Source organism: Sphingobium fuliginis, assembly GCF_015074805.1.
Lineage (GTDB): Bacteria > Pseudomonadota > Alphaproteobacteria > Sphingomonadales > Sphingomonadaceae > Sphingobium > Sphingobium fuliginis.
The window spans coordinates 2,553,146-2,579,938 of sequence record NZ_CP060035.1; the positions used below are offsets into that span (position 1 = coordinate 2,553,146).

The window sequence follows — 26,793 nt, forward strand, 5'->3', positions numbered from 1 at the left end:
TCGACAGGGTGCCTTCTCAATGAGCGATTCGTCCAAGCCCGCCAACAAGCTGCGCAGCCGCGCCTGGTTCGACAACCCAGACAATATAGACATGACCGCGCTCTATCTGGAGCGTTATCTGAATTTCGGCCTGAGCCTGGACGAACTGCGCAGCGGCAAGCCGATCATCGGCATCGCCCAGACCGGCAGCGACCTGTCGCCCTGCAACCGCCATCATATGGTGCTGGCCGAGCGCGTGCGCGAGGGCATTCGGGAGATGGGCGGCATCGCGCTGGAGTTTCCGGTCCACCCGATCCAGGAAACCGGCAAGCGGCCGACGGCGGGGCTGGACCGCAACCTGGCCTATCTGGGGCTGGTCGAGGCGATCTACGGCTATCCGCTGGACGGGGTGGTGCTGACCACGGGCTGCGACAAGACGACGCCCGCGCTGCTGATGGCGGCGGCGACGGTCAACATCCCCGCCATCGCCCTGTCGGTCGGGCCGATGCTGAACGGCTGGTTCAAGGGCGAGCGGACGGGTTCGGGCACCATCGTCTGGCATGCGCGGCAATTGCTGGCCGCGGGCAAGATCGACGATGAGGGCTTCATCAAGCTGGTGGCGTCCTCCGCGCCGTCGACCGGCTATTGCAACACCATGGGCACGGCGACGACGATGAACTCGCTGGCCGAGGCGCTGGGCATGATGCTGCCGGGATCGGCGGCGATCCCCGCGCCCTATCGCGACCGGCAGGAGGTCGCCTACCTCACCGGCAAGCGCATCGTCGAGATGGTGGCGGAGGACCTGAAGCCGTCCGACATCCTGACGCTGGACGCGTTCCACAACGCCATCGTCGTCAATTCGGCCATTGGCGGGTCGACCAACGCGCCGATCCACCTGGCGGCGATCGCGCGCCATGTCGGGGTGGAGCTGCCGCTCAAGGACTGGGAGACGGTGGGGCACAAGGTACCGCTGCTGGTGAACCTCCAGCCCGCGGGCGAATATCTGGGCGAGGATTATTATCGCGCCGGCGGCGTGCCGGCGGTGGTGGGCCAGCTGATCGCGCAGGGCCTGATCCGCGAGGGCGCGATGACCGTCAACGGCAAGACAATGGGCGAGAATTGCCGGGGCGCGGAGATCGAGGACGAGAAGGTCATCCGTCCCTTCGCCCGGCCGCTGAAGGAGGAGGCCGGGTTCCTGGTGCTGTCGGGCAATCTGTTCGACGCGGCGGTGATGAAGACCAGCGTGATTTCGGACGAGTTCCGCCAGCGCTATCTGTCCAACCCTGAAGATCCCAACGCCTTTGAAGGCCCGGCGGTCGTGTTCGACGGGCCGGAGGATTATCATGCGCGGATCGACGATCCGGCCGTCGGCATCACGCCCGATACGCTGCTGTTCATGCGCGGCGCCGGCCCGGTCGGCTATCCGGGCGCGGCGGAGGTGGTGAACATGCGGCCGCCCGCCTACCTCATCACCGAGGGCGTGTCCGCCCTGCCCTGCATCGGGGACGGGCGGCAGTCGGGGACTTCGGGCAGTCCCTCCATCCTCAATGCCTCGCCCGAAGCGGCGGCCATGGGCGGCCTGGCGCTGCTGCGGACCGGCGACCGGGTGCGGATGGACCTGAACAGGGGCACGGTGAACGTCCTCATTCCCGACGAGGAACTGGCCGGCCGCCGGGCGGCGCTGGAGGCGGAGGGCGGCTATCCCTATCCCGCCTCGCAGACGCCGTGGCAGGAAATCCAGCGCTCCGTCGTCGGCCAGCTGAACAGCGGCGCGATCCTGGAGGGCGCGGAGAAATATCAGCGCATTGCCCAGACCATGGGCCTGCCGCGCGACAATCATTAATCCCCCATTTCGGAGTTTATCCCCATGTTCAACGGAGCCATTCTTGTCGGCGCGAGCGAGCGCCAGGGCGGCGAGCCCTTCTTCGCCATCGACCCGTCGACCGGCGCGAAGGGCGGGATCGCCTTTCACAACGCCTCGGCCGCCGATGTCGCGGACGCCTGCGCGCTGGCCGATGCCGCGTTCGAGAGCTTCTCCACGCTGACGCCCGACGCCCGCGCCGCCTTTCTGGAGGCGGTGGCCGACGGGATCATGGCCATTGGCGACCTGCTGATCACCACCGCCATGAGCGAGACCGGCCTGCCGCGCGGGCGGCTGGAAGGCGAGCGGGGCCGCACCGTCGGCCAGCTTCGCCTGTTCGCAGGCTATGTCCGCCAGGGCGACTGGCTGGACGCCACCATCGACAAGGCCTTGCCGGAGCGGCAGCCGCTGCCGCGCAGCGACCTGCGCCGCGTCAACCAGCCGGTCGGACCGGTCGCCGTGTTCGGCGCGTCCAACTTCCCGCTCGCCTTCTCGGTCGCGGGCGGCGACACCGCATCGGCCTTCGCGGCGGGTTGCCCGGTGGTGGTGAAGGGCCATCCGGCCCATCCCGGCACCGGCGAACTGGTCGCCCGCGCCATCGCCGCGGCGGTCGAGGCCAGCGGCCTGCATGAAGGCGTGTTTTCCTACCTGCCCGGCACGACCAACGACCTGGGCGGCGCTCTGGTGGCCGATCCGCGCATCAAGGCGGTGGGCTTCACCGGGTCGCGGGGCGGCGGCCTTGCCCTCATGAAGATCGCGGCCGGGCGCGACGAGCCGATCCCGGTCTATGCCGAAATGTCGAGCATCAACCCGGTCGTGCTGCTGCCCGGCGCGCTGGCCGCCCGGGCCGAAGCGCTGGGCGCCGCCTTCGTCGGGTCGCTGACGCTGTTTTCGGGCCAGTTCTGCACCAATCCCGGGCTGGTGATCGCGCTCGACAGCCCCGATCTGGACCGTTTCGTCGCTGCGGCGGCCCAGGCGCTGTCGGCCAATGCGGCGCAGGTCATGCTGACGCCCGGCATCCATGCCGCCTATGAAAAGGGCGTCGCGGCGCTGGCCGGGGCGGAGGGCGTCACCACCATCGCGCGCGGCGCGGCGGCGGACGGCGTCAATCGCGGCCAGCACGCGCTGTTCGCCGCCAGCGGCGAGCAGTTCCGCGCCAATCCGGCGCTGGCGCATGAAGTGTTCGGTTCCTCCTCCATCCTCGTCAAATGCGCGACGATCGAGGAGGTCATCGACACCATCGCCCGGATGGAGGGCCAGTTGACCGCGACGCTCCAGATGGACGACAGCGACCAGGCCGATGCCGCGAAGCTGCTGCCCACCCTGTCCCGCAAGGTCGGACGCGTGCTGGCGAATGGCTGGCCGACCGGGGTGGAAGTCACCCATGCCATGGTGCATGGCGGCCCCTTCCCCTCGACCTCCGACGGCCGCTCGACGTCCGTGGGCACGCTGGCGATGATGCGCTTCCTGCGCCCGGTCTGCTATCAGGACGTGGCCGACGCGGTGCTGCCGCCCGCCTTGCAGGCCGCCAATCCGTGGCAGCTCAACCGCCGTATCGAGGGCAGGCTGGAGATCGCCCGGTGATGCCGTCCGTGGATGAATCCATGATCCGGTCGCTGGTCCAGTTCGAGGAAGGCGGCCGCCGCGGCGTCGCCGCCCTCGACCGGACCGGCGCGGCCCGGCGCGTGGAGGCCGCAAGCTCCACCCGCGCGCTGGCGCTGGAGGCGATCGCGGCTGGGCAGGGCCTGGCCGCCATGGCGGAAGCGCGGCTGGGCGGGGCGGTGGACCTTTCCGCCGTCCGGCTGCTCTGCCCCATCGACCATGAGGATGCCGCGCACCTGCTGGTCGCGGGCACCGGCCTCACCCATCTCGGCTCGGCGGAAGGCCGCGACAAGATGCACAAGGCGGCCGCGTCGGGCGATCTGACCGACAGCATGCGCATGTTCCTGATGGGCGTGGAGGGCGGCAAGCCCGCCGACGGCGGCATCGGCGCGCAGCCCGAATGGTTCTACAAGGGCGACGGCCAGATACTGGTCCATCCCGGCGAGGATTTCACCATGCCGGCCTTCGCGGAGGATGGCGGGGAGGAGCCGGAGGTCGCCGGCATCTACCTGATCGACGGGGACGGCGCGCCGGTTCGCCTCGGCTTTGCCATCGGCAATGAATTTTCCGATCATGTGACCGAACGCGGCAATTATCTGTGGCTTGCGCACAGCAAGCTGCGTCAGGCCGCGCTGGGGCCCGAACTGCTGCTGGGCGACCTGCCGGAGGACCTGCGCGGCACCAGCCGCATCGTCCGCAATGGCGTGACGGTGTGGGAAAAGCCCTTCCTTTCCGGCGAGACCAACATGTCCCACCGGATCGACAATCTGGAACATCATCATTTCAAATATGGCCTGTTCCGCCGTCCGGGCGACATCCATGTCCATTTCTTCGGCACCGCCACCCTTTCCTTTTCGGAAGGCTTCGCCGCACAGGAAGGCGATGTGTTCGAGGTGGAGGCCGCGCCCTTCGCCCTGCCCGTGCGCAACGGCCTGCGCCGCGCGGCGGACGAGGGCAAGACGAAGGTGAAAGTCCTATGACCATCAGGGCAGGCCTTGTGGGCCTGGGCAAGATCGCCCGCGACCAGCACCTTCCCGCCATCGCGAAGACCGGCGGCATAGACCTTGTCGCCGTCGCCAGCCGCAATGCGCGGGGCGAGGGCGTGAACAACTATCCCGATCTGGACGCGATGCTGGCGGGGGAGCCGGACATGGACGCCGTGATCCTCTGCCAGCCGCCGCAGGTCCGATACCAGGCGGCGCGGCAGGCGATCCTGGCGGGCAAGCACGTCTTCCTGGAAAAGCCGCCGGGCGCCACCGTGTCGGAAGTGGAGGCGCTGATCGCCCTCGCCCGCGCGCAGGGCGTCACCCTTTATGCAAGCTGGCACAGCCGCTATGCCGCCGCGGTCGCGCAGGCGAAGGCGTGGGTGGCCGAGCGCACGATCCGGCACATCGACATCCAGTGGCGCGAGGATGTCCGCCACTGGCATCCGGGCCAGCCGTGGATCTGGGAAGCGGGCGGGTTCGGCGTGTTCGATCCGGGCATCAACGCCCTGTCGATCCTGACGGAGATTGTGCCGGAGCCGGTGACGATGCTGTCGGCCAGCCTGGAAGTGCCGGAGAACAGGGACGCGCCCATCGGCGCCGCGCTGAGCATGGCGACGGCGTCGGGCGCGACGGTCGAGGCCGTGTTCGACTGGCGCCAGACCGGCCCGCAGACATGGGACATCGCGGTCGAGACGGCGAATGGCAGCCTGCTGCTGTCGGAGGGCGGCAATATGCTGCGCCTGGACGGGGAAATCCAGCTCAAGGCGCCGGACGAGGAATATCCGGCCATGTATCGCCGCTTCGTGGGGCTGGTCGAGGACCGGGCGATCGACGCCGACATCGCGCCGCTGCGTTTGGTGGCGGACGCCTTCCTTTGTGGGCGGCATTGCCCTACGACGGCCTTCGAGGACTGAACCGGGGGGGCCTGAACATTGGGAAGCGAGCGCAAGGACGTAACGGAACGCAAATTCGCGACGGACGAAGGCTCGCTTCGCATCCATCAGGCCATCGCCCGGCAATTGGGCACGGCGATCCTGATGGGCGTCCACAAGCCCGGCGACCTGTTCGAGGGGGAGATCGAGGCGTCGGAGCGGCTTCACGTATCCCGCACCGCCTATCGCGAGGCGGTGCGCATCCTGATCGCCAAGGGGATGCTGGAAAGCCGGCCCAAGGCCGGTACCCGCGTGCTGCCGCGCAGCCGATGGAATGTGCTGGACCCGGAAATGCTCGCCTGGATGTTCGCGGGGGAGCCGGACCGCGACTTCATCCGCGACCTGTTCGAACTGCGCGGCGTGATCGAACCGGCGGCGGCCGAATTCGCGGCGCGGCGGCGGACCGACGAGCAACTGGCCATCATGGCGCAGGCGCTGGACGAGATGGAAAAGCACGGCCTTTCGACGCCGGAAGGGCGGGCGGCGGACCAGCGTTTCCATCATGCGGTGCTGGCGGCGACGCATAATGACGCGCTCGCCGCGCTGGCCAGTTCGGTGGGGGCGGCGGTGAGTTGGACCACCACCTTCAAGCATCGCAAGAAGCTGCTGCCGCGCGATCCCCTGCCCGATCACAAGGCGGTCTATCGCGCCATCGCCACCCGCGACACGGCCGCCGCGCGCAACGGCATGGTGGAGTTGCTGCGGCTGGCCATGGCGGACATGGACGTGGTCATGACGGAACCCGGCAAGCTTTAACAGGGCGTAGAAAAGCGGGCGCCGGCTTTCCGGGCGATGCCGTGGAGGCCGGCCCGGCCGGGTCGGGCGCCGTCAGTTCACCGGGGCCCGCCGCCTGTAGCTGAGCGCTTCCGCCACATGGACGCGCCCGACGCGATCCGCCCCCGCCAGATCGGCGATGGTCCGCGCCACGCGCAGCACGCGGGTATAGCCCCGCGCCGACAGCTTCATCGCCGCAGCCGCCTGCGCCAGCAGTTCGCGCCCGGCCTGATCCGGCCCGGCGACATCCTCCAGCCGCTCTCCATCGACCTCCGCATTGGTGCGCAGCGACGTCCCTTCATAGCGGCGCGTCTGCACGGCCCGCGCGGCGGCGACCCGGACCGCGACCTCCGCCGATCCTTCGGCGGGCGGGGGCAGGACCAGGTCCGCCGCCGTCACCGCCTGCACCTCCACATGCAGGTCGATGCGGTCGAGCAGCGGTCCCGACACCTTGGCCTGATAGTCCGCCGCGCAGCGGGGGGCGCGGGAACAGGCCAGCGCCGGATCGCCCAGATGGCCGCAGCGGCAGGGGTTCATCGCCGCCACCAGCTGCACCCGCGCCGGGAAGGTGACATGCGCATTGGCCCGCGCCACGGTGACTTCCCCCGTCTCCAGGGGCTGCCGCAGCGAATCGAGCACCGTCCGCTGGAATTCGGGCAGTTCGTCGAGGAACAGCACGCCCAGATGCGCCATGCTGACCTCGCCCGGCCGCGCCTTGTGCCCGCCGCCGACCAGCGCCGCCATGGAGGCGCTGTGATGCGGATTGCGGAAGGGACGGGCGCGGCTGATCCGGCCGCCCTCCAGCGTGCCGGCGACGCTGGCCACCATGGAGGTTTCCAGCGCCTCGCCCGGCGTCAGTTCGGGCAGGATGCCGGGCAGGCAGCTCGCCATCAGCGACTTGCCCGCGCCGGGCGGGCCGACCATCAGCAGATTATGGCCGCCCGCCGCCGCGATCTCCAGCGCGCGCTTGGCGCTTTCCTGACCCTTGACCTGCCTGAGGTCCGCGGCACGGATCGGCGGCTCCACCTGCCCGGGCTGCGGCGGCGAGAGGGCGGCGGCGCCCTTGAAATGGTTGAGGATGGCCAACAGGTCGGGCGCGGCGATCACCTCCACCTGACCGGCCCAGGCGGCTTCGGCGCCCTGCGCCACCGGGCAGACGAGGCCCAGTTCCCGCTCCCCCGCATGGAGCGCGGCGAGCAGCACGCCGGGCGTGGGGGCGATGCGGCCGTCCAGACCCAGCTCGCCCACGACGACATAGCCCGCCAGCGTCTCGGCATCGATCACGCCCATGGCGCCGAGCAGGGCCAGCGCGATGGGGAGGTCGAAATGCGACCCCTCCTTGGGAAGGTCGGCGGGCGAGAGGTTCACGGTGATCCGCTTGGGCGGCAGCGAAAGGCCGATGGCGGCGATGGCGTTGCGCACCCGCTCCCGGCTTTCCGCGACCGCCTTGTCCGGCAGGCCGACGACGATGAAATTGGGAAGGCCGGGAACGAGCTGGCACTGAACCTCCACGCCGCGCGCTTCCAGCCCCAGATAGGCGACCGTCGATACCGTCGAAACCAATGATGTTCCCCCATGCCCCGGACGGCCTCCATGGCGCTCCCGCGAGGGCAGGAGTGCCGCGTCAGGGGCCGAACCGGGTTCCTGCCTTCGCAGGAACAGGGAGGCATTTCAATCTCCTGGTGATGGTGGACGGATCAGCCCTCTTCCGGGCGGCCCTTGAAGCCCTGCGCCACGACATACCATTCGACGCTGCCCTTGCGGCTGGCGGGCGGCTTGGCATGCTTGATCGTGGTGAAATGCCTTTTGAGGATGGCGAGCAGGTCGGCGTCGGTGCCGCCCGCGAACACCTTGGCCACGAAAGTGCCGCCCTTGCGCAGATTCTCCACCGCGAACATGGCCGCCGCCTCGACCAGCCCCATGGTGCGCAGATGGTCGGTCGCGGCATGGCCGACGGTGTTCGCCGCCATGTCGGAAATGACCAGATCGGGCGCGTCGCCCAGCGCCTCCGCCAGCAGGGCGGGCGCGCTGTCGTCCATGAAGTCCATCTGGAACAGGGTGACGCCCGGAATGGGATCGGTCGGCAGCAGGTCGATGCCCACCACCTTCGCCTTGGGGCAGAGTTTCTGCACCACCTGCGCCCAGCCGCCAGGCGCCACGCCCAGGTCGACCACCGCGCGGGACCCCTTCACGAAGTGGAACTTCTCGTCCAGTTCGATCAGCTTGAAGGCGGCGCGGCTGCGCCACCCCTCCGCCTTGGCGCGGCGGACATAGGGGTCGTTCAACTGGCGTTCGAGCCAGCGGGTGGACTGTGCCGTCCGTCCCTTCGCCGTCTTGACCCGCACCTTGCCGGCACCGGTACCTCTCACAGGGGGCCTCTCACATCTTCACTCCGTCGCGGTCCATCAGGCCGCGCAATATGCCCTCGCGAATGCCGCGATCGGCCACGCCCAGGCGCTGGGCGGGCCAGATGTCGAGGATGGATTCCAGGATGGCGCAGCCCGCCACGACCAGATCGGCCCGCTCCGTCCCGATGCAGGGCAGCTTCTGCCGCTCCGCCAGGGGCATGGAGGACAGCCGCGCCGAAATCGCCCGCATCGACGTCGACGGCACGATCAGCCCGTCGATCGCCTGCCGGTCGTAGCGCGGCAGGTCGAGATGCAGGCTGGCCAGCGTCGTCACCGTGCCCGACGTGCCGAGCAGGCGGATATCCGCCTGCGGAGCGGGCAGGCGGCGAGCCAGCGGCGCGAAGGCATCCGCCACGCGGGCGCGCATCCGGGCATAGGCGGACAGCCGGTCCATGGGATCGGCATGGTCGAAAGGCTCGCTCTCCGTCAGGGAGACCACGCCCCAGGGGGCGCTCACCCAATCGACGATATGCGGCGCGCCGGCGCGATTGGCGTCCACCAGCACCAGCTCGGTCGAGCCGCCGCCAATGTCGAAGATGAGCGCCGGGCCGTCGCCCGGCTCCAGCAGCGCGTGGCAGCCGAGCACCGCCAGCCGCGCCTCTTCCTGCGCGCTGATGATGTCGAGGGCGATGCCGGTTTCCCGATAGACGCGCTGGATGAATTCGGCCCCGTTGGAGGCGCGGCGGCACGCCTCCGTCGCGACCGAGCGGGCCAGGGTGACGTGCCGGCGGCGCAGCTTGTCGGCGCAGACCGACAGGGCGGAAATCGCGCGCTCTATGGCGGCGTCGCTGATCCGGCCGGAAGCGGCAAGCCCCTCCCCCAGCCGCACGATTCGCGAAAAGGCGTCGACGACGATGAAGCCGTCCGCCGATGGCTTGGCGATCAGCAGGCGGCAATTATTGGTGCCAAGGTCGATGGCCGCGTAGGACCGGCGTCCGCGCAGCGGATGAGGCAAAAGGCCCCGCGATTTCGACGGGGGAGTGAGGGCCGCAGCCTTGCTCCCATTGCCCTGACCGGAACGGACCCCCTTGCCCGAAATTCCGCCGGCCGGGCCGGAACTCTGCGGCGATGGGCGGCTGTGCTGCACCATGGCCGTATCTCTTTTCTTCTTCGCCAGCGCCGAAAAGCGCCGGAACTTGGCGACAAGAGTAGGCAAAGGAACAGGAAAGCGCAAGGCGGGGCGGACAGCCCCCTCAGACAAGCGGCATGAGGGCCGCGACGATCCACCGTTCCTCGGCGCGCAGCACGCCCCAGGCGCGGGCGGCGGCGCGGCTGTCCATCACCTCCACGCCGATGCCGCGCCCCTCCAGTTCGCGCACGAAGGCGCGCGGCGGCTGGCGCAGGGCGGCGCCCGTGCCGACCAGCAGGAATTCCGGCTGGACGTCGAGGTCGAACAGGTCGCCCAGATGCGCCACCGTCAGCGCGTCGACGGGCGGCGCATCCTGCCAGGCGAGCGCCCGCACCGGGGAGAGCAGCAGGCCTTCGGGAAAAACATCGTCGCGAACCCGGAAACCCCGCCCCTGAAAGCCGGTGACGATCGGCCCCTGCCCCGATTCATCGCGGCGCAGCTCTATGCCGGAGCGGTTCCCGTTCAGGGTCGCGCCCCGTCGTCGCGCGGGCCCATCCGCTCGGCCTGGGCGGCGATATTGACCTTGCTCGCCTTCTTCTCCGCCGTGGCGGGGGACAGGCCCAGGCTGATGAGCAGCGAGGAGGAGACATAGACCGACGAATAGGTGCCGACGATGATGCCCAGCATCATGGCCGCGGTGAAGCCGCGCAGCACATGGCCGCCCAGCAGCAGCAGCGCGCCCAGCGCCAGCAGCACCGTGACCGAGGTCATGACCGTGCGCGGCAGCGTTTCGTTGACCGAAAGGTCGATCAGCGACTTCATGTCCATCTTGCGATATTTGCGCATATTTTCGCGGATGCGGTCGTCGATCACCATCTTGTCGTTGATCGAATAGCCCACGATGGTCAGCACGGCGGCGACGATGTTGAGGTCGAATTCGAGCTGGGTGATGGCGAAGAAGCCCAGCGTCATCAGCACGTCGTGCATGATCGCGACGAAGGTCGAGACGCCGAACTGCCATTCATAGCGGAACCAGGAGAAGATCGCGATGCCGATCACCGCCAGCATCACCGCCAGCACGCCGTTCTGGATCAGTTCGCCCGACACCTTGCCCGACACCGTGTCGTAGCGGGAGAAGGTGACGCCGGGGAATTCCGCCGTCATCGCCTTGCGCGCCTTTTCGACGATGGCGTTGGCCGCGCCCGCGCCGCCCTGTTCCGGCAGAGGGAGGCGGATCTGCACCGTTTTCGGATCGCCGAACTGCTGGAGCGAACCGTCGCCCACCCCCAGTCGGTCGATTACCGTGCGCACCTTGTCGGTCTGCGGCGGCGTTTCGAACTTCGCCTCGATCATCAGGCCGCCGACGAAGTCGACGCCCAGGTTCAGCCCCTTGTAGAAGGTCGCGCCGACCGCCAGCACAGTCAGCAGCGCCGTCAGGGCGAAGGCCCAGTGGCGCAGCTTGACGAAGCCGATATTGGTGTTGTCCGGGACGAGCTTAAGCAGTTTCATGTTTCTCTCCGCCCGTCAGATGTGGATTTCGGTCGGGCGCTTGGCGCGGACCCAACGCGACACCAGCAGGCGCGTGAAGGTGACGGCGGTGAACACGCTGGTCGCGATGCCGATCAGCAGCACGATCGCGAAGCCCTTGACCGGTCCCGACCCCAGAGCGAGCATGATGCCGCCGGCGATGGCGTGGGTCACGTTCGCTTCGAAGATCGTGCGGCTGGCTTCCTTATAGCCATGTTCGATGGCCTGCACGACCCCGCGTCCCCTCCGCCTTTCCTCACGGATGCGCTCGTAGATCAGCACGTTGGCGTCGACCGCGGTGCCGATGGTCAGCACGAAACCGGCGATGCCCGGCAGCGTCAGCGTCGCGCCCAATATGCCCATGACGCCCAGGATCACCAGCACGTTGATGGCGACGGCGAGGTTGGCGTACATGCCGAAGCGGCCATAGCTCATGAACATGAAGGCCGCCACCGCCGCCACCGCGATCACCGAGGCGAGCAGGCCCGCGCGGATCGAATCGGCGCCGAGTTGCGGGCCGACCGTGCGTTCCTCCACCACGGTCAGCGCGACGGGCAGCTTGCCCGAACGCAGCGCGATCGCAAGCTGGTTGGCGCTTTCGACGGTGAAGCTGCCGCTGATCTGCGCGCTGCCGCCCAGGATCGGCTCGTTGATGTTCGGCGCGGACAGCACCTTGCCGTCGAGGATGATGGCGAAGGGACGGTTGACGTTCTGCGACGTCACCTGGCCGAATTTGCGCCCGCCCGCACCGTTGAAGCGGATGTTGACGATCGGCTCGTTGCCCTGCTGGTTATAGCCCTGCTGCGCGTCGGTCAGGTCCTCGCCCGACACCATGACCTGCCGGTAGACGGCGATCACCGGCGGGCCGGCGGGATTTGTGGGATAGGGCAGCACTTCGCTGCCCACAGGCGCGCGGCCCTGCGCCACCTCGGCAGGGTTGGCGTTGACGTCGACCAGCTTGAATTCCAGCTTGGCGGTCTGGCCCAGCAGGTCCTTCAGCGCCCTGGGGTCCTGAAGGCCGGGCACCTGCACGACGATGCGGTTGTCGCCCTGCTGCTGGATGGTCGGTTCGCGCGTGCCCATTTCGTCGATGCGCTTGCGGATCACCTCGGTCGCGACTTCCATCGCGCCCTTCACCGCATTGTCGATGCCCGCCTTGGTCGGGGTGATGACGATGGTGGAGCTGTTCACCACCTCCACATTGAAATCGCGCTGGCCGGTGAGGCCCGCCCCCTGGGTCAGCGGCCGGATGCGCTCCACGGCGGCATCGACCTGCGACGGGTTGCGCACCATGAAGCTCAATTTCCCGTCGCGGCTGGAAATATCCCCGATCGCGATCTTCGTGTCGCCCCGGCGCAGTTCCGTGCGGACCTGCTCCTCCATATTGGCGATGCGCTGCTTCGCCACGTCCTGGGTCGAGGCTTCGAGCAGCAGGTGGCTGCCGCCCGACAGGTCGAGGCCCAGGTTCACGCGGGTCTGCATGAATTTGGGCAGTTGCCCGACCACCGTGTCCGGCAGGAAGCTCGGCACGGCGCAGGCTATGCCGATCAGCAGCGGCAGCAGGATCGCGACGACCGCCCAGCGAGGGAAATTCAGCATGGGTGGGGCTCAGTCGTTCGCGGGCTTGGCGGTGGCGGGATCGATCACGTCGGTCAGGGTGGACTTCACCGCCTTCACCTTCATGCCCGGCGCCAGTTCGACTTCGGCGTAGAATTCGTCGACGCGCACCACCTTGCCGATCAGACCGCCGCCGGTCACGACCTGATCGCCCTTCTTCACGGCGTCGATCTTGGCCTTGTGCTCCTTCATCTTCTTTTGCTGCGGACGGATCAGCAGGAAATAGAAGACGACGAAGATGAGGACCAGCGGGGCCATCTGAACCAGCATGGAGGCGCCGGACGATTCCCCGCCCGCAGTCTGGGCAAAGGCTGGAGATATGAACATGCTTGGGACTTTCGCCTTATTCTCTTGTCCAGTCGCGGGCGCCGATAAACGCCCACAGATCAAGGGCGCGCGGCTAACACAGATCGCACGGCGGAGGCAACATGATTAGGGTTTCCGACGAATGCGCAAAAAGCCTGCATCGAATGGCTTGCATATTCCCCAAACTGCTTCTAATTGCGCCGCTCCGGTCGGGACGTAGCGCAGCCTGGTAGCGCATCACACTGGGGGTGTGGGGGTCGGAGGTTCGAATCCTCTCGTCCCGACCAAATTTCCGGCAGGGCCTTTTCCGGCCTGCCTGCCTTTTTCCCATTTTTCTCCATTTCGCCTGCGCCAGCGCTTTTCCGCTGTCCTACAGCTAACCAAATGGGATAAATGACCCGCCTTTCCGGAACAGGAGGGCGTTTTCATGGATATTGCGGCTCTGATCGATGAAGTCATCGCGCGGGAGGGTGGCTACGGCAACCATCCGGCGGATCGCGGCGGACCGACCAATTTCGGCATCACCCAGGCCGTAGCGCGGGCCAACGGTTATGGCGGCGATATGCGGGCGATGCCCCGGACGGTGGCCGAGGCGATCTATCGCAGGCTCTATTGGGAGAAGCCGGGCTTCGCCTTCGTCGCGGAACTGGCGCCGGCGGTGGCGGAGGAACTGTTCGACACGGCGGTCAACATGGGGCCGGGCACGGCCGGCGGTTTCCTGCAGCGGGCGTTGAACGCGCTCAATCGCAACGGGCGGGACTATGCCGACCTGAAGGTGGATCAGGCGGTGGGAGCGAAGACGCTTTCCGCGCTGGGCGCCTTTCTGGCCGTTCGCGGGCGGGCGGGCGAGAAGGTGCTGCTGAAAGCCCTCGAAGCGCTTCAGGGCGAGCGCTACCTGGCGCTGGCCGAGAGCAGGCCGGCCAATGAGGCCTTTCTCTATGGCTGGCTCGCCAACCGGATCGGATAGGAGGCAGGGATGACGTCTTCACGCAGGCGAGTCGCGGGGGACCGGTGGACGCTGCGGGCGCGGCCGGCCTTTCTCTACATGATGTACGGGTTGCTGCTGTGGTCGGTGCCGCTGGGGCTGGTCGGCGGGGTGCGGCCCGATGTGGCGGCGGGGATCATCCGGGCGATGCGAGCCTATTTCAACGCCCTGCCGGAGCCGCTCTATGCGCTCTTCGGGACGGGCTATCTGGGCTATACGGCGGCGCGGGCCTGGGGGAAGGCGAAGGGGGTAGAGCGGTAAGAGGCGCCCCTTGCCCCTTATCCTGTTCCTGCGAAGGCGCTCGAATGAGCGCGGCAGGTCTTCAGGGCCAGAGCATCCTGCGCAAAAGTGGGAACCGGTTTTGCGTTCAAAAGGATGCGACAACAAAAGCTTGGAGCGCGCGGCCTGCCTATGATTTGACGCAGCGCTCTAGGGCCGTTCACCGGGGAAATTCTCCTTGAGGAAGTCCAGCACCACCCGCGCTCTTGGCGGCAGGCGTTTGTGGGACGGGTGGACGGCCCAGATGTCGAGCGGGGCGATGTGGCTTTCCGGCAGGACCGGGACCAGCCGTCCCGCCGCGATGTCGCCCTGCACCCGGATGGCGGGGAGCAGGGCGATGCCTAGGCCGCTGAGGGCGGCGCGGTGGACGGCTTCGCTGCTGTCGCTGCGGAAGGTGCCGCCCACCACCCTCTCCCGCCCATCGATGGTCCAGCGGGCGGGCACGTCGCCATAGGCGTAGGCGATGCACTGATGCCCCGGAAGGTCTTCGGCGGACGAGGGCATGCCGCGGCCGGCAAGATAGGCGGGATGCGCGACCAGCAGGCGGGGCAGCGCGCCCAGCGGATGAACCACCAGGCTGTCGTCGCCCACCGGGCCGACGCGCAGGGCAAGGTCGAGGCGGTCCTCCACCACGTCGCGTTGCCAGTCCGTCATGGCGCAATCGAGCTGGAGCGCGGGGTAGCGCGCGGTCAGATCGCCCAGGCGCTCGACATAATAGAGGCCGAGCGCGGTGGTGAAGCCGATGCGCACCAGGCCGCCCGGTTGATCGCGGACCGGGCCGAATTCCTGTTCCGCCCCATCCAGCGCGTCCAGCATCGCGCGGGCGTGGACCAGCAGGCGGTCAGCCTCCGGCGTGGCGATCAGCCGGCGGGTGGTGCGATGGAAGAGGATGGCGCCGAAATGCGATTCCACCTGATCCAGCCGGCGGGCTATCGTCGTATGGCTGGCGTGCATCTCTCCAGCCACGCGGGAGAAGTTGGGTTTTTCGCATAGCCGGACGAATGTCCGGAGGGCGATCAACAGATCGGACATTTGCACGATACTCGCACAGATATTGTGCGGCTTATCCTTATTGTCTGATCGGCCGAAAAGCCAGATGCCAGCGCGCAAGGAATGATGGAAGAGGATAGCCATGACCGATCGCATCGCCCATGCCGGGCTGGCCGCCAAATGCCGGACGGCGGAGGAGGCCGCGGCGCTGATCCGCAACGGGATGGCCGTGGGGATGAGCGGCTTTACCGGGTCGGGCTATCCCAAGGCGGTGCCGCTGGCGCTGGCGAAGCGGATCACCGAGGCGCATGCGGCGGGCGAGCCCTTCCGGGTCAGGGTGTGGACCGGCGCGTCGACCGGGCCGGAGCTGGACGGGGCGCTGGCGCAGGCCGACGGCGTGGAGTTCCGCCTGCCCTATAATAGCGATCCCATTGCCCGGGAGCGGATCAACAAGGGCCAGATGCAATATTTCGACATGCATCTGAGCCAGGTCGCGCCGATGGCGTGGCAGGGTTTCCTGGGCGATCTGGACATTGCCGTGGTCGAGGTGACGGGGATCACCGCCGGGGGCGAGTTGATCCCCTCCGCCTCCGTGGGCAACAACAAGACCTGGATCGACCGGGCCAAGGGCGTGATACTGGAGGTCAATCGCTGGCAGAACCCCGCGCTGGAGGGGATGCACGACATTTATTACGGCACGGCGCTGCCGCCGCATCGCCAGCCGATCCCGCTGATGCGGGCGGACCAGCGCATCGGCCAGCCGACCTTCTGCTGCGATCCGGACAAGGTGATCGCGGTGGTCGAGACGGATGCGCCGGACCGCAACGCGCCCTTCAAGGCGCCGGACGACAAGGCGCGGGCGATTGCCGGGCATTTGCTGGAATTCCTGCGCCATGAGGTGAAGAAGGGGCGGTTGCCCGCTTCGCTGCTGCCGTTGCAGTCGGGGGTCGGCAATATCGCCAATGCGGTGCTGACCGGCCTGATCGACGCGCCGTTCGAGGACATGGTCGCCTTTACGGAGGTGATCCAGGACGGGATGCTGGACCTGCTCGACGCGGGCAAGCTGCGGATGGCGAGCGCCACGGCCTTTTCCCTGAGCCCGGAGGCGGCGGCGCGGATGAATGCCGATATGGGGCGCTATCGGGACCGGATGATCCTGCGGCCGCAGGAGATCAGCAACCATCCCGAGCTGGTGCGGCGGCTGGGCTGCATCGCGATGAACGGGCTGATCGAGGCGGACATCTACGGCAACGTCAATTCGACCCATCTGATGGGATCGCGCATCCAGAACGGCATTGGCGGGTCGGGGGACTTTGCGCGCAACGCGTTTCTGTCGATCTTCATGACGCCGTCGACGGCCAAGGGTGGGGCGATCTCCGCCATCGTGCCGCATTGCAGCCATGTCGACCATATCAACCAGGATGTGCAGGTGATCGTGACCGAGCAGGGGCTGGCGGACCTGCGCGGGCTGGCGCCCCGGCAGCGGGCGGAGGTCATCATGGAGAATTGCGCGCATCCGGACTTCCGGCCGATGCTGAAGGACTATTTCCGGCGGGCTTTGGCGGGGTCATACGGGTTGCAGTCGCCGATGCTGCCGGGGGAGGCGCTGGCGTGGCACCAGCGCTTCATCGATACGGGGACGATGCGGGGGTAGGGATTGGGGCTTCGCTTTCCTCTCCGGCGGAGAGGAGGAAAAGGACAGGAGGCCTTGGCGGCGAAGGAGCCCTGGGCTGATTTGGATGAGAGGGAGCGGGTCTGAGGCCCGCGCGAACCCCCTCACCCAGCTACGACTAAGGCAGCAAGCTGCCAAGTCTGCGCAGCCCTCTCCCTCAAGGGAGAGGGGTAAAGTGGGTGTCCGCTTACACCCAAATCGGACATCACGAAAATGAGAGGGGCCGCCGGGTAGATTAAACCCCGACGGCCCATCATTGACATGGTCAGCGGCCGGAAGCGCCGCCCAAGGGAAACGTTGATCGCGCTATTTTCCAGATACGGCGCCTCGATCGCGAAACCGCGGTCGACAGTCACCCTATTCTGGAAAACCGACGCATAAGGCGTCGCTCAGCGGCGCGTTCCCCGAATGGACTTGACCGACCCCATTGCTGAACCATGAGACATCGGATCACCTCCTTTCGCTAGTTGAAGCCCCTATAGCCGTTCCCGGTACTGGTCCTTCGCCGTCTATGAAATGATATGTGAATCAGACCGGCCGCCACTTCAAGGCTTGTAAAATTCTTTTTTCGAATCATACTTTTGCGTCCGCCTTTTGCAGGCGATTTGCGTTGAAACCAGCGCCTTTCGCCTGAAATCAAGGGCTTAGGCGCGGCAATCCTCCACGACGCGGCCGACCTCCGCCCAGCTTGGCAGGACCAGCATCTCCAGACCCTGCACCTCGACCGCGAAACGGCCCCGGCTGTAGGCGATCTGATCGAGCGTGGCGTCGCTGGCGGCGCGGGTCGCCTGGGTCGCGGCGATGGCGCCGGTGGCGGGGCCGGCCGGCCAGCTGACCGCGCCATAGCTGGTCCGCACCGTCATCGCCGCCTGCGCCGGGCCGGGCCGCAAAAGGCTGACGCGGCGCGTCGTCCGGTCGCAGCGGATGACGAACAGGCTGCCTTGCGCATCCGGGCCGAACAGGGCGGCCGATCCGGCGCCGTCGACCTGATAGCGCCAGTCGCCCGCGGTGGTCGCGCGGTCCTGCCAGTCGGCCGGCGGCGGCGGAGGGGGGGCGGGCCGGGCCGCGGGAGCCGGCCGGGGCGCAGGTGCGGGAACAGGCGCGCGCTGCTGGGGCGCGCCCACGCAGGAAGCCAGCAGGACGAAGGCGGCCGCCGGCATGGCGGAGGGCAGAGTGAAGCGCATCCCGCCTCCATGCCTTAGGCACGGGGATGGCATCAACCCGAAAAGGGCGGGACGACATGCCGGACCGGTCGAAAGAAAGGGCGGCGGAAGCGCCGGATTTCGCCGCTTTCGCGCCTGCCCGTCATTGACAGCCGGAGGCCGAATCGCTAAGGGCACCCCTTCCCGACACGCTGACGAGCGGCAGTGCAGTGGCACTGGCCGTCTTTTTTGCGTCTTGGGGCCTATCGAATCGGCTGTCGTCTCCTTAAGGACTTCAGCCCTGACGCTTTGAGATGGGGCGGCGCCAACCGCCCCGTGGAGCAGGAGTACAGAATACCATGGCACGTATTGCGGGTGTCAACATCCCGACCAACAAGCGCGTGATCATCGCGCTCACCTACATCCACGGCATCGGCCGCAAGACCGCCGTCGACATCGCCGACAAGCTGGGCATCGACCACAGCCGCCGCGTGCAGGACCTGTCCGACGCCGAAGTGCTGCAGATCCGCGAAGCCATCGACGCCGACCACACGGTCGAGGGCGACCTGCGCCGCGAAACCGCGATGAACATCAAGCGCCTGATGGACCTGGCCTGCTATCGCGGCCTGCGTCACCGCAAGGGCCTGCCGGTCCGCGGCCAGCGCACGCACACCAATGCGCGCACCCGCAAGGGCAAGGCGAAGCCGATTGCCGGCAAGAAGAAGTAAGAAATAGTCCGGGGGACTATTTCATCTTCTTCTCCGCCGGAGGCAGCCCTTCCTGGGCGCAGCCTCCCGGAACACAAGATTTCAGTAGGATAGAGCAAAAATGGCACGCGAACCCCAGCGCATCAAGCGCCGCGAACGCAAGAACATCTCGGCCGGCGTCGCGCACGTCAACGCCAGCTTCAACAACACCATGGTGACCATCACCGACGCCCAGGGCAATGCGATCAGCTGGTCCTCGGCGGGCATGATGGGCTTCAAGGGCAGCCGCAAGTCGACGCCCTATGCCGCGCAGGTCTGCGCCGAAGACGCCGGCCGCAAGGCGGCCGAACATGGCGTGCGCACCCTGGAAGTCGAAGTGAAGGGTCCGGGTTCGGGCCGTGAATCGGCCCTGCGCGCGCTGCAGGCCGTCGGCTTCCACATCACCTCCATCCGCGACGTGACGCCGATCCCGCACAATGGCGTGCGTCCTTCCAAGCGCCGCCGCGTCTAACAACGACGCGCGGCTTGTCGGCGGGCGGCGGACGCGTCGCCCGCTCACCCATCTGCATCGGTCGGAACGTCCTGTCGGGTCAGGATTTTTGAACGTTTCGGCCTCATCCCCAGGGGAAATACATGACTGTCAACATGAAGAACTGGCAGGAATTGAAGAAGCCCAACAGCCTTGAGATCAAGGTCGCGGGCGACGGCAAGCGCAAGGCGACCTTCGTCGCCGAACCTCTGGAGCGCGGCTTCGGCCTGACGCTTGGCAACGCGCTGCGCCGGGTTCTTCTGTCCTCGCTCCAGGGCGCGGCGGTCACCTCGATCAAGATCGAGAACGTCCTCCACGAATTCTCCTCGCTCGCGGGCGTGCGTGAGGACGTCACGGACATCGTCCTCAACATCAAGCAGGTTGCGCTGAAAATGGAAGGCGACGGTCCGCGCCGTCTCCAGCTTTCCGCCACCGGCCCCGCCGAAGTGCGCGCGGGCGACATCACCACCGTGGGCGACATCGAAGTGATGAACCCCGACCTGGTGATCTGCCACCTGGACCAGGGCGCGACGCTGAACATGGAACTGACCGCCGACGTCGGCAAGGGCTATGTCCCCGCCGTCGCCAACCGTCCGGCCGACGCCCCGATCGGCCTGATCCCGGTCGACGCGCTCTATTCGCCGGTGCGTCAGGTCGCCTACAAGGTCGACAATACCCGCGTCGGCCAGGAACTGGACTATGACAAGCTGTCGCTGACCGTCGAGACCGACGGCACCGTCACGCCGGAAGACGCGGTGGCCTATGCCGCCCGCATCCTGCAGGACCAGCTCCAGCTGTTCGTCCACTTCGAGGACGCGCTGCCCGTCGCCGCTCCGGCCGCCGGCGCCGCTGCCGGCGGTTCGGCCAGCGAGGGCGAGAGCGACGCGAACCAGATCAACCGCTACCTGCTCAAGAAGGTGGACGAGCTGGAACTGTCGGTCCGCAGCGCCAACTGCCTCAAGAACGACAACATCATCTATATCGGCGATCTGGTCCAGAAGACCGAGGCCGAGATGCTGCGCACCCCCAATTTCGGCCGCAAGTCGCTGAACGAGATCAAGGAAGTGCTGTCGTCCATGGGCCTGCGCCTGGGCATGGACATCCCCGGCTGGCCGCCGGAGAATATCGAGGAAATGGCCAAGAAGCTCGAACAGGAGCTGCTGGGCTGATCCGCCTTCCCTCCGGTTCGCCCGGAGGGATGCTGGACACCGGAAAGCACGGATTCGCGTCCGCTTTGAACGGTGTGAACTTCGCCCCTTTTTTTAAGGGGCAGGGCAAAGGGGCGGCGGCCCTGAAACGCCGCCTGGTCTGGGGTACCTGAAACGGCCCCTTAACGAACGGAAGGAAAGACATATGCGTCACAAGGTTGGTCATCGCAAGCTGCAGCGCAGCGCCGGGCATCGCAACTCGCTGCTCCGCAACCTCGCCGCCTCGCTCATCAAGCATGAGCAGATCCTGACGACCACGCCCAAGGCGAAGGAACTGCGTCCCTATGTCGAGAAGCTGATCACCCTCGCCAAGAAGGGTGGCCTGTCGAACCGTCGTCTGGCCCATGCCCGCCTGCAGGACGACGCGCAGCTCACCAAGCTGTTCGACGTTCTGGCCGAGCGCTACAAGGACCGCAATGGCGGCTACACCCGCGTGATCAAGGCCGGCATCCGCGCTTCGGACGCAGCGCCGATCGCGATCATCGAACTGGTGGACCGCGACGTCGACGCCAAGGGTCAGGATTCCGGTCCGGTCCAGGGTGCGGACGCCGACGAGCTGGAAGCGGCGTGATCCGCTGACGGCTCGCGCAAGCGGGCAGATGAAGAGGGCCGCGGCTTCCGGAAGGGGGCGCGGCCCTTTTTCTTTTTTGGGGCGTGGATATGCGGGGCGTCGAGCCATTCGGTCAGCCCCCACCCCCGGCCCCTGCTCCGAAGGGGAGGGGAGATAAGAAATATTCTTTGTTTTCTTGCCTTTCCGCGCCATGAGACGCCAGAGAATGGGAATGGGATTTCGGGGGGATCGGATGCGCGCCTTTGGCTGCTTTGCTTTGGCGGCGCTGTTGTTCGCGGCGCTCCCCGCGCAGGCGGAGCCGGATGCGGCGGTCGCTGGCGCTTCAGGACTGCGCTATCCCGCCGCCAAAAGGCTGGACCTGGTGGAGGATCATTTCGGGGTCAAGGTGACCGATCCCTATCGCTGGCTGGAAAACGACCTGCGCGCTGATCCCGCCGTCCGCGACTGGGTGGGACAGGAAAACCGCCTCACGCGCCGCCATATCGACGGGCTGCCGGGTCGCGAGGCGCTCAAGAAACGCATGCAGGCGCTGTTCGCCCATGGCCGCTACACCATCCCGCGCAAGGCGGGCGGGCGCTATTTCTACGGCTATAACAAGGGGCTCCAGAACCAGACGCCGCTCTATGTGCGCGACGGCCTGAACGGTGCGCAGCGGCTGCTGATCGACCCGAATGACTGGGCGGAGGACGGGTCGGACGCGCTGGCGGAATGGGCGCCCTCCCCCGACGGCCGGTTCCTGCTCTATGCCGTGCAGGAGGCCGGGAGCGACTGGCGCACGCTGAAGGTTCTGGACGTCGCCACCGCCCGGCCGCTCGACGATGTCGTGCAATGGGTGAAATTCTCCCAGCTTGCCTGGGACGGGCAAGGACAGGGTTTCTTCTATTCGCGCTTCGCCGCGCCGCAGGAAGGCGGCGGCCTGCAATCCTCCACGGTGGGGCAGGAACTTCATTATCACCGCCTCGGCACGCCGCAGGCGCAGGATCAGCTTATCTACGCGACTCCGGACCAGCCGCGCCTCAGCCACACGGCGCAGGTGACGCAGGACGGGCGCTGGCTGGTCATCAGCAGCTTCCAGGGCACCGACCCCCGCCGCGAACTGCATCTGGCCGAACTGACCGGCGGCAAGGTGAAGGTCCGCCCGCTGGTGAAGGGCATGACCAACGACTGGCGGCTGATCGGCAGCCGCGGGCCGACGGTCTATTTCATCACCGACCAATATGCCCCGCATCTGCGCGTCGTCAGCATCGACGCCCGCTTCCCCCGGCGCGGCGCCAGGCAGGTGGTGGCGGAACGCATGGACACGCTGGCGGGCGGGTCGCTGGTCGGGGACCGGCTGATCCTGGCCTATCTGTCCGATGCGGAAAGCGTGGCGGAGCTGATCGACCTCAACGGGCGAAAGGTCAGCGACGTGCCGCTGCCCGGCCTGGGCACGGCGGCCGGTTTCGGCGGGCGCGACGGCGATCCTGAAACCTTCTTCAGCTTTTCGGGCTTCACCACGCCGTCGAGCATCTACCGCTTCGACACGGCAACGCTGCGTTACGAGCTGTTCGCGCGGCCGGAGCTGCCCTTCAATCCCGACGATTACGGCATAGAGCAGGTCAGCTATCCGTCGAAGGACGGCACGATGATCCCGATGACGGTGATCCGCAAGAAGGCGCTGGCCCTTTCCAAAGCGCCCGCGCCCACCATCCTGTACGGCTATGGCGGCTTCAACATCGCGCTGACGCCCGGCTATTCGGCGACGCGCATGGCGTGGCTGGAGCAGGGCGGCGTCTATGCCATCGCCAATCTGCGCGGCGGCGGCGAGTTCGGCAAGGCATGGCACGATGCGGGGCGGCTCGCCAACAAGCAGAATGTGTTCGACGATTTCATCGCGGCGGCCGAATATCTGAAGGCCAATGGCTATACGACGAAGGACGGCCTTGCCATCGAGGGGCGGTCCAATGGCGGGTTGCTGGTCGGCGCGGTGGTGAACCAGCGGCCCGATCTGTTCGCCGCCGCCCTGCCCGCCGTGGGCGTGATGGACATGCTGCGCTTCGACCGTTTCACCGCCGGCCGCTACTGGATCGACGACTATGGATCGCCCGACCGGGAGGAGGATTTCCGCCTGCTCTACGCCTATTCGCCCTATCACAACATCGCGGGCGGGAAGGACTATCCGGCGATCCTCGTCACCACGGGCGACACCGACGACCGGGTGGTGCCGGCGCACAGCTTCAAATATGCCGCGGCCTTGCAGGCGGCGGAGCTGGGGCCGAAGCCCCGCCTGATCCGGATCGACACCAAGGCCGGGCATGGGGCGGGCAAGCCCGTGGACAAGCTGATCGACGAATATGCCGACAGCTATGCCTTTGCGGCCTATTATACCGGGCTGAAACTGGACGCGCAGCCGCGATAGCCGGGCAGCAGGGCGGGCGCTTACCGGTTCGGGAGGGATGCGTCCATGGCCGCCGGTGGCGGCGCACTCGCGTTCAGGCCTCCGACAGCCATGATCGCCTAGCCATCGGCAAATTTCGGCTGAGGGACGAGGGTCATGAACAAGATGAGGTGGATGACGGGATCGCTGATCGCGACGGCCCTGCTGGCGGGCGGCGTCGCGTCGGCGCAGGCCTATCAACCGCGGCAAGGCGCGCCGCAGGAACAGGATGACCTGTCGGACGAAGCGCAGCCGCCCGCCGATGCCGCCGCCCCGGACGACCGAGCGAGCCCTACGCGCGCCGACGATGATTTTTCCGATGTCGTGGCGGCGGATCAGGACCATGCCGGCGCCCGATCCCCTGACAGCGAGGGCGGGCGGGGCGATCTGGCGGAGGCGCCCGCCGACCGGGATGGCGAGGATGCGATCACCTATTGCGCCCTCGCCGCCCGCGACGAGGCGGAGCGGGAGGGCGGCTATGCCGAGGTGCGGCAGGTGCAGGAGCCCCGCGAGACCCGCAACGGCTATGATGTGGAGGGCGATGTCGAGGTCCGGTCCGGCTGGCGGGCGCAGGATGGACGGTCGCGCCACTTCACCTGTTCGGTGCAGAATGGCCGGATCGCGGACCTTTATTTCCGGCGGGATCGCGCCGCCCGATAGGCGCGCCCGGTCCGCCGCATCGCGGCCACGCTTTGCCCTATCCTGTTTTACGTCAATCCATTAGCATCGGCGCGAATCAGGGGAGTCAGGGGTGGCCGCGTTCCTTTTCGCGACCGAGAATGTCGTTTTCGTCTCAGCGATCGTCCTGATGCTGCTCATCGGGGCGGTGCAGGCCATCGGCATCGCGGGCGACTTCGATCTCGACATTGACGGCGATGCGGACCTGCTGGGCTGGCTGGGCGTCGGTCGCCTGCCGCTGTTGATGCTGCTGGCGATATTCCTGGCGCTGTTCGGCATGATCGGGCTGATCGGGCAGCATCTGCTGCTCGATCTGACCGGTGCGATGCTGCCGCCGCTGATCGCCGCACCCGCCGCCCTGATCGCCAGCCTGCCTTCGACCGGCCTTGCCGCGCGACGGCTTGCCCCCCTGCTTCCCCGCGACCAGAGCAGCGCCGTTCCGCTGGACGCGCTGATGGTGCGAGGGCCCGTCCATGCGCGGATATGATGCTTCCCGCCACATGCTGGCCATCGGACTGGCGGCGCAGGCGGGGTTCATCGATGCGCTGGGATTCCTGAAGCTGGGCGGGCTGTTCGTTTCCTTCATGAGCGGCAATTCCACCCGGCTGGGCGTGGGGCTGGCCAAGGGCGCGGCGGTCGCCGGGATGGCGGCGGGACTGGTCGGGGCCTTTGTCGGCGGCGTGCTGGCCGGTGCGCTGGTCGCGCGCCGGGCGGGCCGCTGGCGCAAGCAGGTGGTGCTGGGCCTTGCGACCGCGCTGCTGTTCTGCGCCGCGTTGCTGGCCCTGCCGGACCGGCCGGGCTCCGGGCTGACGCTGCTGATGGCGGCGGCGATGGGCGCGGTGAACAACGTCTTCCAGCGCGACGGCGAAGTCAGCATCGGCGTCACCTATATGACTGGCGCGCTGGTGAAGCTGGGCCAGCAACTGGCGGTGGCGCTGACCGGCGGGCCGCGATGGAACTGGCTGCCCTATCTGCTGCTGTGGCTGGGGCTGGTGGCGGGCGCGGTGGCGGGGGGTGGCCTCTTCGCGCTGATGGGCCTGCATGCGCTGTGGGTCGCCCTGGCCTTTTCCGGGCTGTTGCTGCTGTGGAGCGGCCGCCTGGGACCGTTGGACTTGGCATGACCGGGCGCAGCGCCTAGAGCCCTTTGCAAGCAGAAGGAATCATCTGCCGGCTCGAAAAACGCGGTAAAGCATCAGGCTGTGGCATTCGATCCGATGCAGTCGGCTCGGAACAAGCTCTGTCCGGATCGACACCCAGGAGTCCATCATGTCACCGCGCCCATCCCATCGCGGCAAGGCCGCGATCGCCTTCATATTGGTGACGGCGCTGCTCGACGTGATGTCGATGGGGATCGTCATCCCGGTGCTGCCGCAACTGGTCGAGACGCTGTCGGGTTCCGGCAGGGCGGCGGGGATGTGGAACGGGCTGTTCGTCGCGCTGTGGGCCGGGATGCAGTTCCTCTGTTCGCCGGTCATCGGATCGCTGTCCGACCGGTTCGGGCGGCGCCCGGTGATCCTGGTCTCGGTCGCGGGACTCGCGCTCGATTTCCTGCTGATGGCGATCGCGCCCAATCTGTGGTGGCTGGCGGTGGGGCGGATGCTGGGGGGCGTGACGTCGTCCAGCTTCACCTCCACCTTCGCCTATATGGCCGACATCACCCCGCCCGAAGAGCGGGCGCGGGGTTATGGGCTGATCGGGGCGGCGTTCAGCGGCGGCTTCGTCGCCGGGCCGCTGCTGGGCGGGGTGCTGGGGGAGATTTCGCTGCGGGCGCCCTTCTGGGCGGCGGCGGGGCTGTCGGGGCTGGCCTTTTTCTACGGGCTGTCCGTGCTGCCGGAATCGCTGGCCGCCGACAAGCGGATGGATTTTTCGTGGAAGCGGGCCAATCCGTTCGGGGCGCTGCGGCTGCTGCGGTCGCATCCCGAGCTGTCGAGCCTGGCGGTGGTCAATTTCCTGCTTTATTTCGCGCATCACCTCTTCTCCGCCGTGTTCGTGCTTTATGCGGGGGACCGCTATGGCTGGGGGGCGTGGGAGGTGGGGACGCTGCTGGCGCTGGTCGGCCTGATGGACATGGGCGTGCAGGGAATATTGGTCGGGCCGGTGGTGAAGCGGCTGGGCGACCGCACGACCATGGTGATCGGGCTTGGCTTCGGCGCGGTCGGGATTTTCGCGATGGGGCTGGCGCCGACCGGCTGGCTGTTCGTCGCGGCGATGTTCCCCAACGCGCTCTGGGGCCTTGCCATGCCGACCATCCAGTCGCTGATGACGCAGCGCGTGTCGGAATCCGAACAGGGCCAGTTGCAGGGCGCGAACAACAGCGTCGGATCGATCGCGGGCATCGTGTCGCCGCTGTTCTTCGGCACGGTCTATTCCCTGTCGGTGGGCGCGAAGCCGCTGCTGCCCTTCATCGGCAGCGCCTTCCTGATCGCCGCGGCGGTGCTGGCGGGCGGGGCCGTGCTGGGATGGGCGGCGGGGCGGCGCGGGGACGCGGCTTCGCTGGACAAGGGAGCGCAAGCGCACTAACCGGGCGCGAATCCCTTCCTCTGGACATATAAAGG

The 26,793-nt window shown here is 67.4% G+C and carries 26 protein-coding genes and 1 tRNA gene; 18 read left to right on the forward strand and 9 right to left on the reverse strand.

All coding sequences use genetic code 11. From position 1 onward, the window contains the following. Positions 1-19 precede the first annotated feature (19 nt). The 5 genes from H5V43_RS12350 to H5V43_RS12370 are packed head-to-tail and all read left to right on the forward strand — an operon-like array spanning position 20 to position 6,116. A complete protein-coding gene (locus H5V43_RS12350; RefSeq protein WP_099186380.1) occupies positions 20-1,822 on the forward strand; it encodes an IlvD/Edd family dehydratase in 1,803 nt (600 codons plus the stop codon). Between the two features lie 24 nt (positions 1,823-1,846). Continuing rightward, positions 1,847-3,424, forward strand: a complete 1,578-nt coding sequence (locus H5V43_RS12355; RefSeq protein ID WP_025551578.1) for an aldehyde dehydrogenase (NADP(+)) — start codon at positions 1,847-1,849, stop codon at positions 3,422-3,424. Positions 3,425-3,444: 20 nt separating this feature from the next. Beyond that, on the forward strand, positions 3,445-4,422 hold the full coding sequence (gene araD1, locus H5V43_RS12360; RefSeq protein ID WP_099187016.1) for an AraD1 family protein: 978 nt from the start codon (positions 3,445-3,447) through the stop codon (positions 4,420-4,422). Continuing rightward, entirely contained in the window at positions 4,419-5,342 is a 924-nt protein-coding gene (locus H5V43_RS12365) for a Gfo/Idh/MocA family protein (protein ID WP_025551580.1), read from the forward strand. Before araD1 ends, H5V43_RS12365 begins: the two co-directional genes overlap by 4 nt. Positions 5,343-5,360: 18 nt before the next feature. Further along, a complete protein-coding gene (locus H5V43_RS12370; RefSeq protein WP_025551582.1) occupies positions 5,361-6,116 on the forward strand; it encodes a FadR/GntR family transcriptional regulator in 756 nt (251 codons plus the stop codon). 72 nt (positions 6,117-6,188) lie between these two features. Here H5V43_RS12370 and H5V43_RS12375 read toward each other — a convergent pair whose 3' ends face one another. From H5V43_RS12375 to yajC, 7 genes are all read right to left on the reverse strand, one after another. After that, entirely contained in the window at positions 6,189-7,697 is a 1,509-nt protein-coding gene (locus H5V43_RS12375; RefSeq protein WP_025551584.1) for a YifB family Mg chelatase-like AAA ATPase, read from the reverse strand. A gap of 134 nt (positions 7,698-7,831) precedes the next feature. Beyond that, positions 7,832-8,503: an RlmE family RNA methyltransferase gene (locus tag H5V43_RS12380; RefSeq protein WP_025551585.1), complete on the reverse strand. Its 672-nt coding sequence runs from the start codon at positions 8,501-8,503 to the stop codon at positions 7,832-7,834. 10 nt (positions 8,504-8,513) lie between these two features. Further along, the gene (locus H5V43_RS12385) at positions 8,514-9,632 is read right to left on the reverse strand and encodes a Ppx/GppA phosphatase family protein (RefSeq protein WP_025551587.1); all 1,119 of its coding nucleotides are present in this window, start codon (positions 9,630-9,632) and stop codon (positions 8,514-8,516) included. 103 nt (positions 9,633-9,735) lie between these two features. Continuing rightward, positions 9,736-10,137, reverse strand: a complete 402-nt coding sequence (locus H5V43_RS12390) for an Mth938-like domain-containing protein (RefSeq protein WP_306303108.1) — start codon at positions 10,135-10,137, stop codon at positions 9,736-9,738. Then, positions 10,134-11,120: a protein translocase subunit SecF gene (secF, locus tag H5V43_RS12395; RefSeq protein ID WP_025551591.1), complete on the reverse strand. Its 987-nt coding sequence runs from the start codon at positions 11,118-11,120 to the stop codon at positions 10,134-10,136. Before secF ends, H5V43_RS12390 begins: the two co-directional genes overlap by 4 nt. A 15-nt stretch (positions 11,121-11,135) precedes the next feature. Then, positions 11,136-12,737, reverse strand: a complete 1,602-nt coding sequence (gene secD / locus H5V43_RS12400; protein WP_025551592.1) for a protein translocase subunit SecD — start codon at positions 12,735-12,737, stop codon at positions 11,136-11,138. A 9-nt stretch (positions 12,738-12,746) separates the two neighbouring features. Next, the gene (gene yajC, locus H5V43_RS12405) at positions 12,747-13,082 is read right to left on the reverse strand and encodes a preprotein translocase subunit YajC (RefSeq protein ID WP_025551594.1); all 336 of its coding nucleotides are present in this window, start codon (positions 13,080-13,082) and stop codon (positions 12,747-12,749) included. Positions 13,083-13,271: 189 nt separating this feature from the next. Between yajC and H5V43_RS12410 the strand changes: the two genes are divergently transcribed. The 3 genes from H5V43_RS12410 (at position 13,272) to H5V43_RS12420 (ending at position 14,307) form a co-directional block, all read left to right on the forward strand. Further along, a tRNA-Pro gene (locus H5V43_RS12410) sits at positions 13,272-13,348 on the forward strand. 140 nt (positions 13,349-13,488) lie between these two features. Next, positions 13,489-14,028, forward strand: coding sequence for a glycoside hydrolase family 108 protein (locus tag H5V43_RS12415; protein ID WP_044661282.1), 540 nt, complete (start codon positions 13,489-13,491; stop codon positions 14,026-14,028). Positions 14,029-14,037: 9 nt separating this feature from the next. Continuing rightward, on the forward strand, positions 14,038-14,307 hold the full coding sequence (locus H5V43_RS12420) for a 3TM-type holin (RefSeq protein WP_044661281.1): 270 nt from the start codon (positions 14,038-14,040) through the stop codon (positions 14,305-14,307). Positions 14,308-14,475: 168 nt separating this feature from the next. Here H5V43_RS12420 and H5V43_RS12425 read toward each other — a convergent pair whose 3' ends face one another. After that, positions 14,476-15,357, reverse strand: coding sequence for a LysR family transcriptional regulator (locus tag H5V43_RS12425; protein WP_025552267.1), 882 nt, complete (start codon positions 15,355-15,357; stop codon positions 14,476-14,478). Between the two features lie 100 nt (positions 15,358-15,457). Here H5V43_RS12425 and H5V43_RS12430 point away from each other — a divergent pair, with 100 nt between their 5' ends. After that, complete coding sequence (locus tag H5V43_RS12430; protein ID WP_193666670.1) at positions 15,458-16,969, forward strand: acetyl-CoA hydrolase/transferase family protein; 1,512 nt, start codon at positions 15,458-15,460, stop codon at positions 16,967-16,969. Positions 16,970-17,631: 662 nt separating this feature from the next. On the opposite strand, the gene H5V43_RS12435 is transcribed toward H5V43_RS12430, so the two are convergent. Further along, positions 17,632-18,171 (reverse strand): hypothetical protein, encoded by a 540-nt coding sequence (locus tag H5V43_RS12435; protein ID WP_137709593.1) that lies wholly within the window; start codon positions 18,169-18,171, stop codon positions 17,632-17,634. 317 nt (positions 18,172-18,488) lie between these two features. On the opposite strand from H5V43_RS12435, the gene rpsM reads away from it, so the two are divergent. The 9 genes from rpsM to H5V43_RS12480 all read left to right on the forward strand — a co-directional run bounded on the left by rpsM (position 18,489) and on the right by H5V43_RS12480 (position 26,758). After that, positions 18,489-18,857: a 30S ribosomal protein S13 gene (gene rpsM / locus H5V43_RS12440; protein ID WP_025552414.1), complete on the forward strand. Its 369-nt coding sequence runs from the start codon at positions 18,489-18,491 to the stop codon at positions 18,855-18,857. Between the two features lie 100 nt (positions 18,858-18,957). Then, positions 18,958-19,347: a 30S ribosomal protein S11 gene (gene rpsK, locus H5V43_RS12445; RefSeq protein WP_004208752.1), complete on the forward strand. Its 390-nt coding sequence runs from the start codon at positions 18,958-18,960 to the stop codon at positions 19,345-19,347. A gap of 122 nt (positions 19,348-19,469) precedes the next feature. Beyond that, positions 19,470-20,534 carry a DNA-directed RNA polymerase subunit alpha gene (locus tag H5V43_RS12450; RefSeq protein ID WP_044661278.1) on the forward strand — a complete coding sequence of 355 codons (1,065 nt, stop codon included), beginning with the start codon at positions 19,470-19,472 and terminating at the stop codon, positions 20,532-20,534. A gap of 184 nt (positions 20,535-20,718) precedes the next feature. After that, on the forward strand, positions 20,719-21,144 hold the full coding sequence (rplQ, locus tag H5V43_RS12455) for a 50S ribosomal protein L17 (RefSeq protein ID WP_044661277.1): 426 nt from the start codon (positions 20,719-20,721) through the stop codon (positions 21,142-21,144). 205 nt (positions 21,145-21,349) lie between these two features. Then, on the forward strand, positions 21,350-23,542 hold the full coding sequence (locus H5V43_RS12460; protein WP_373886281.1) for a prolyl oligopeptidase family serine peptidase: 2,193 nt from the start codon (positions 21,350-21,352) through the stop codon (positions 23,540-23,542). Positions 23,543-23,677: 135 nt separating this feature from the next. Next, positions 23,678-24,220 carry a hypothetical protein gene (locus H5V43_RS12465; RefSeq protein WP_099186385.1) on the forward strand — a complete coding sequence of 181 codons (543 nt, stop codon included), beginning with the start codon at positions 23,678-23,680 and terminating at the stop codon, positions 24,218-24,220. A 91-nt stretch (positions 24,221-24,311) separates the two neighbouring features. Beyond that, entirely contained in the window at positions 24,312-24,725 is a 414-nt protein-coding gene (locus H5V43_RS12470; protein ID WP_244968624.1) for an OB-fold-containig protein, read from the forward strand. Beyond that, positions 24,712-25,359 (forward strand): YoaK family protein, encoded by a 648-nt coding sequence (locus H5V43_RS12475; protein ID WP_099186386.1) that lies wholly within the window; start codon positions 24,712-24,714, stop codon positions 25,357-25,359. The genes H5V43_RS12470 and H5V43_RS12475 overlap by 14 nt, the downstream gene beginning before the upstream one ends. Positions 25,360-25,504: 145 nt before the next feature. Continuing rightward, positions 25,505-26,758, forward strand: coding sequence for a TCR/Tet family MFS transporter (locus tag H5V43_RS12480; protein ID WP_193666671.1), 1,254 nt, complete (start codon positions 25,505-25,507; stop codon positions 26,756-26,758). Positions 26,759-26,793 lie beyond the last annotated feature (35 nt).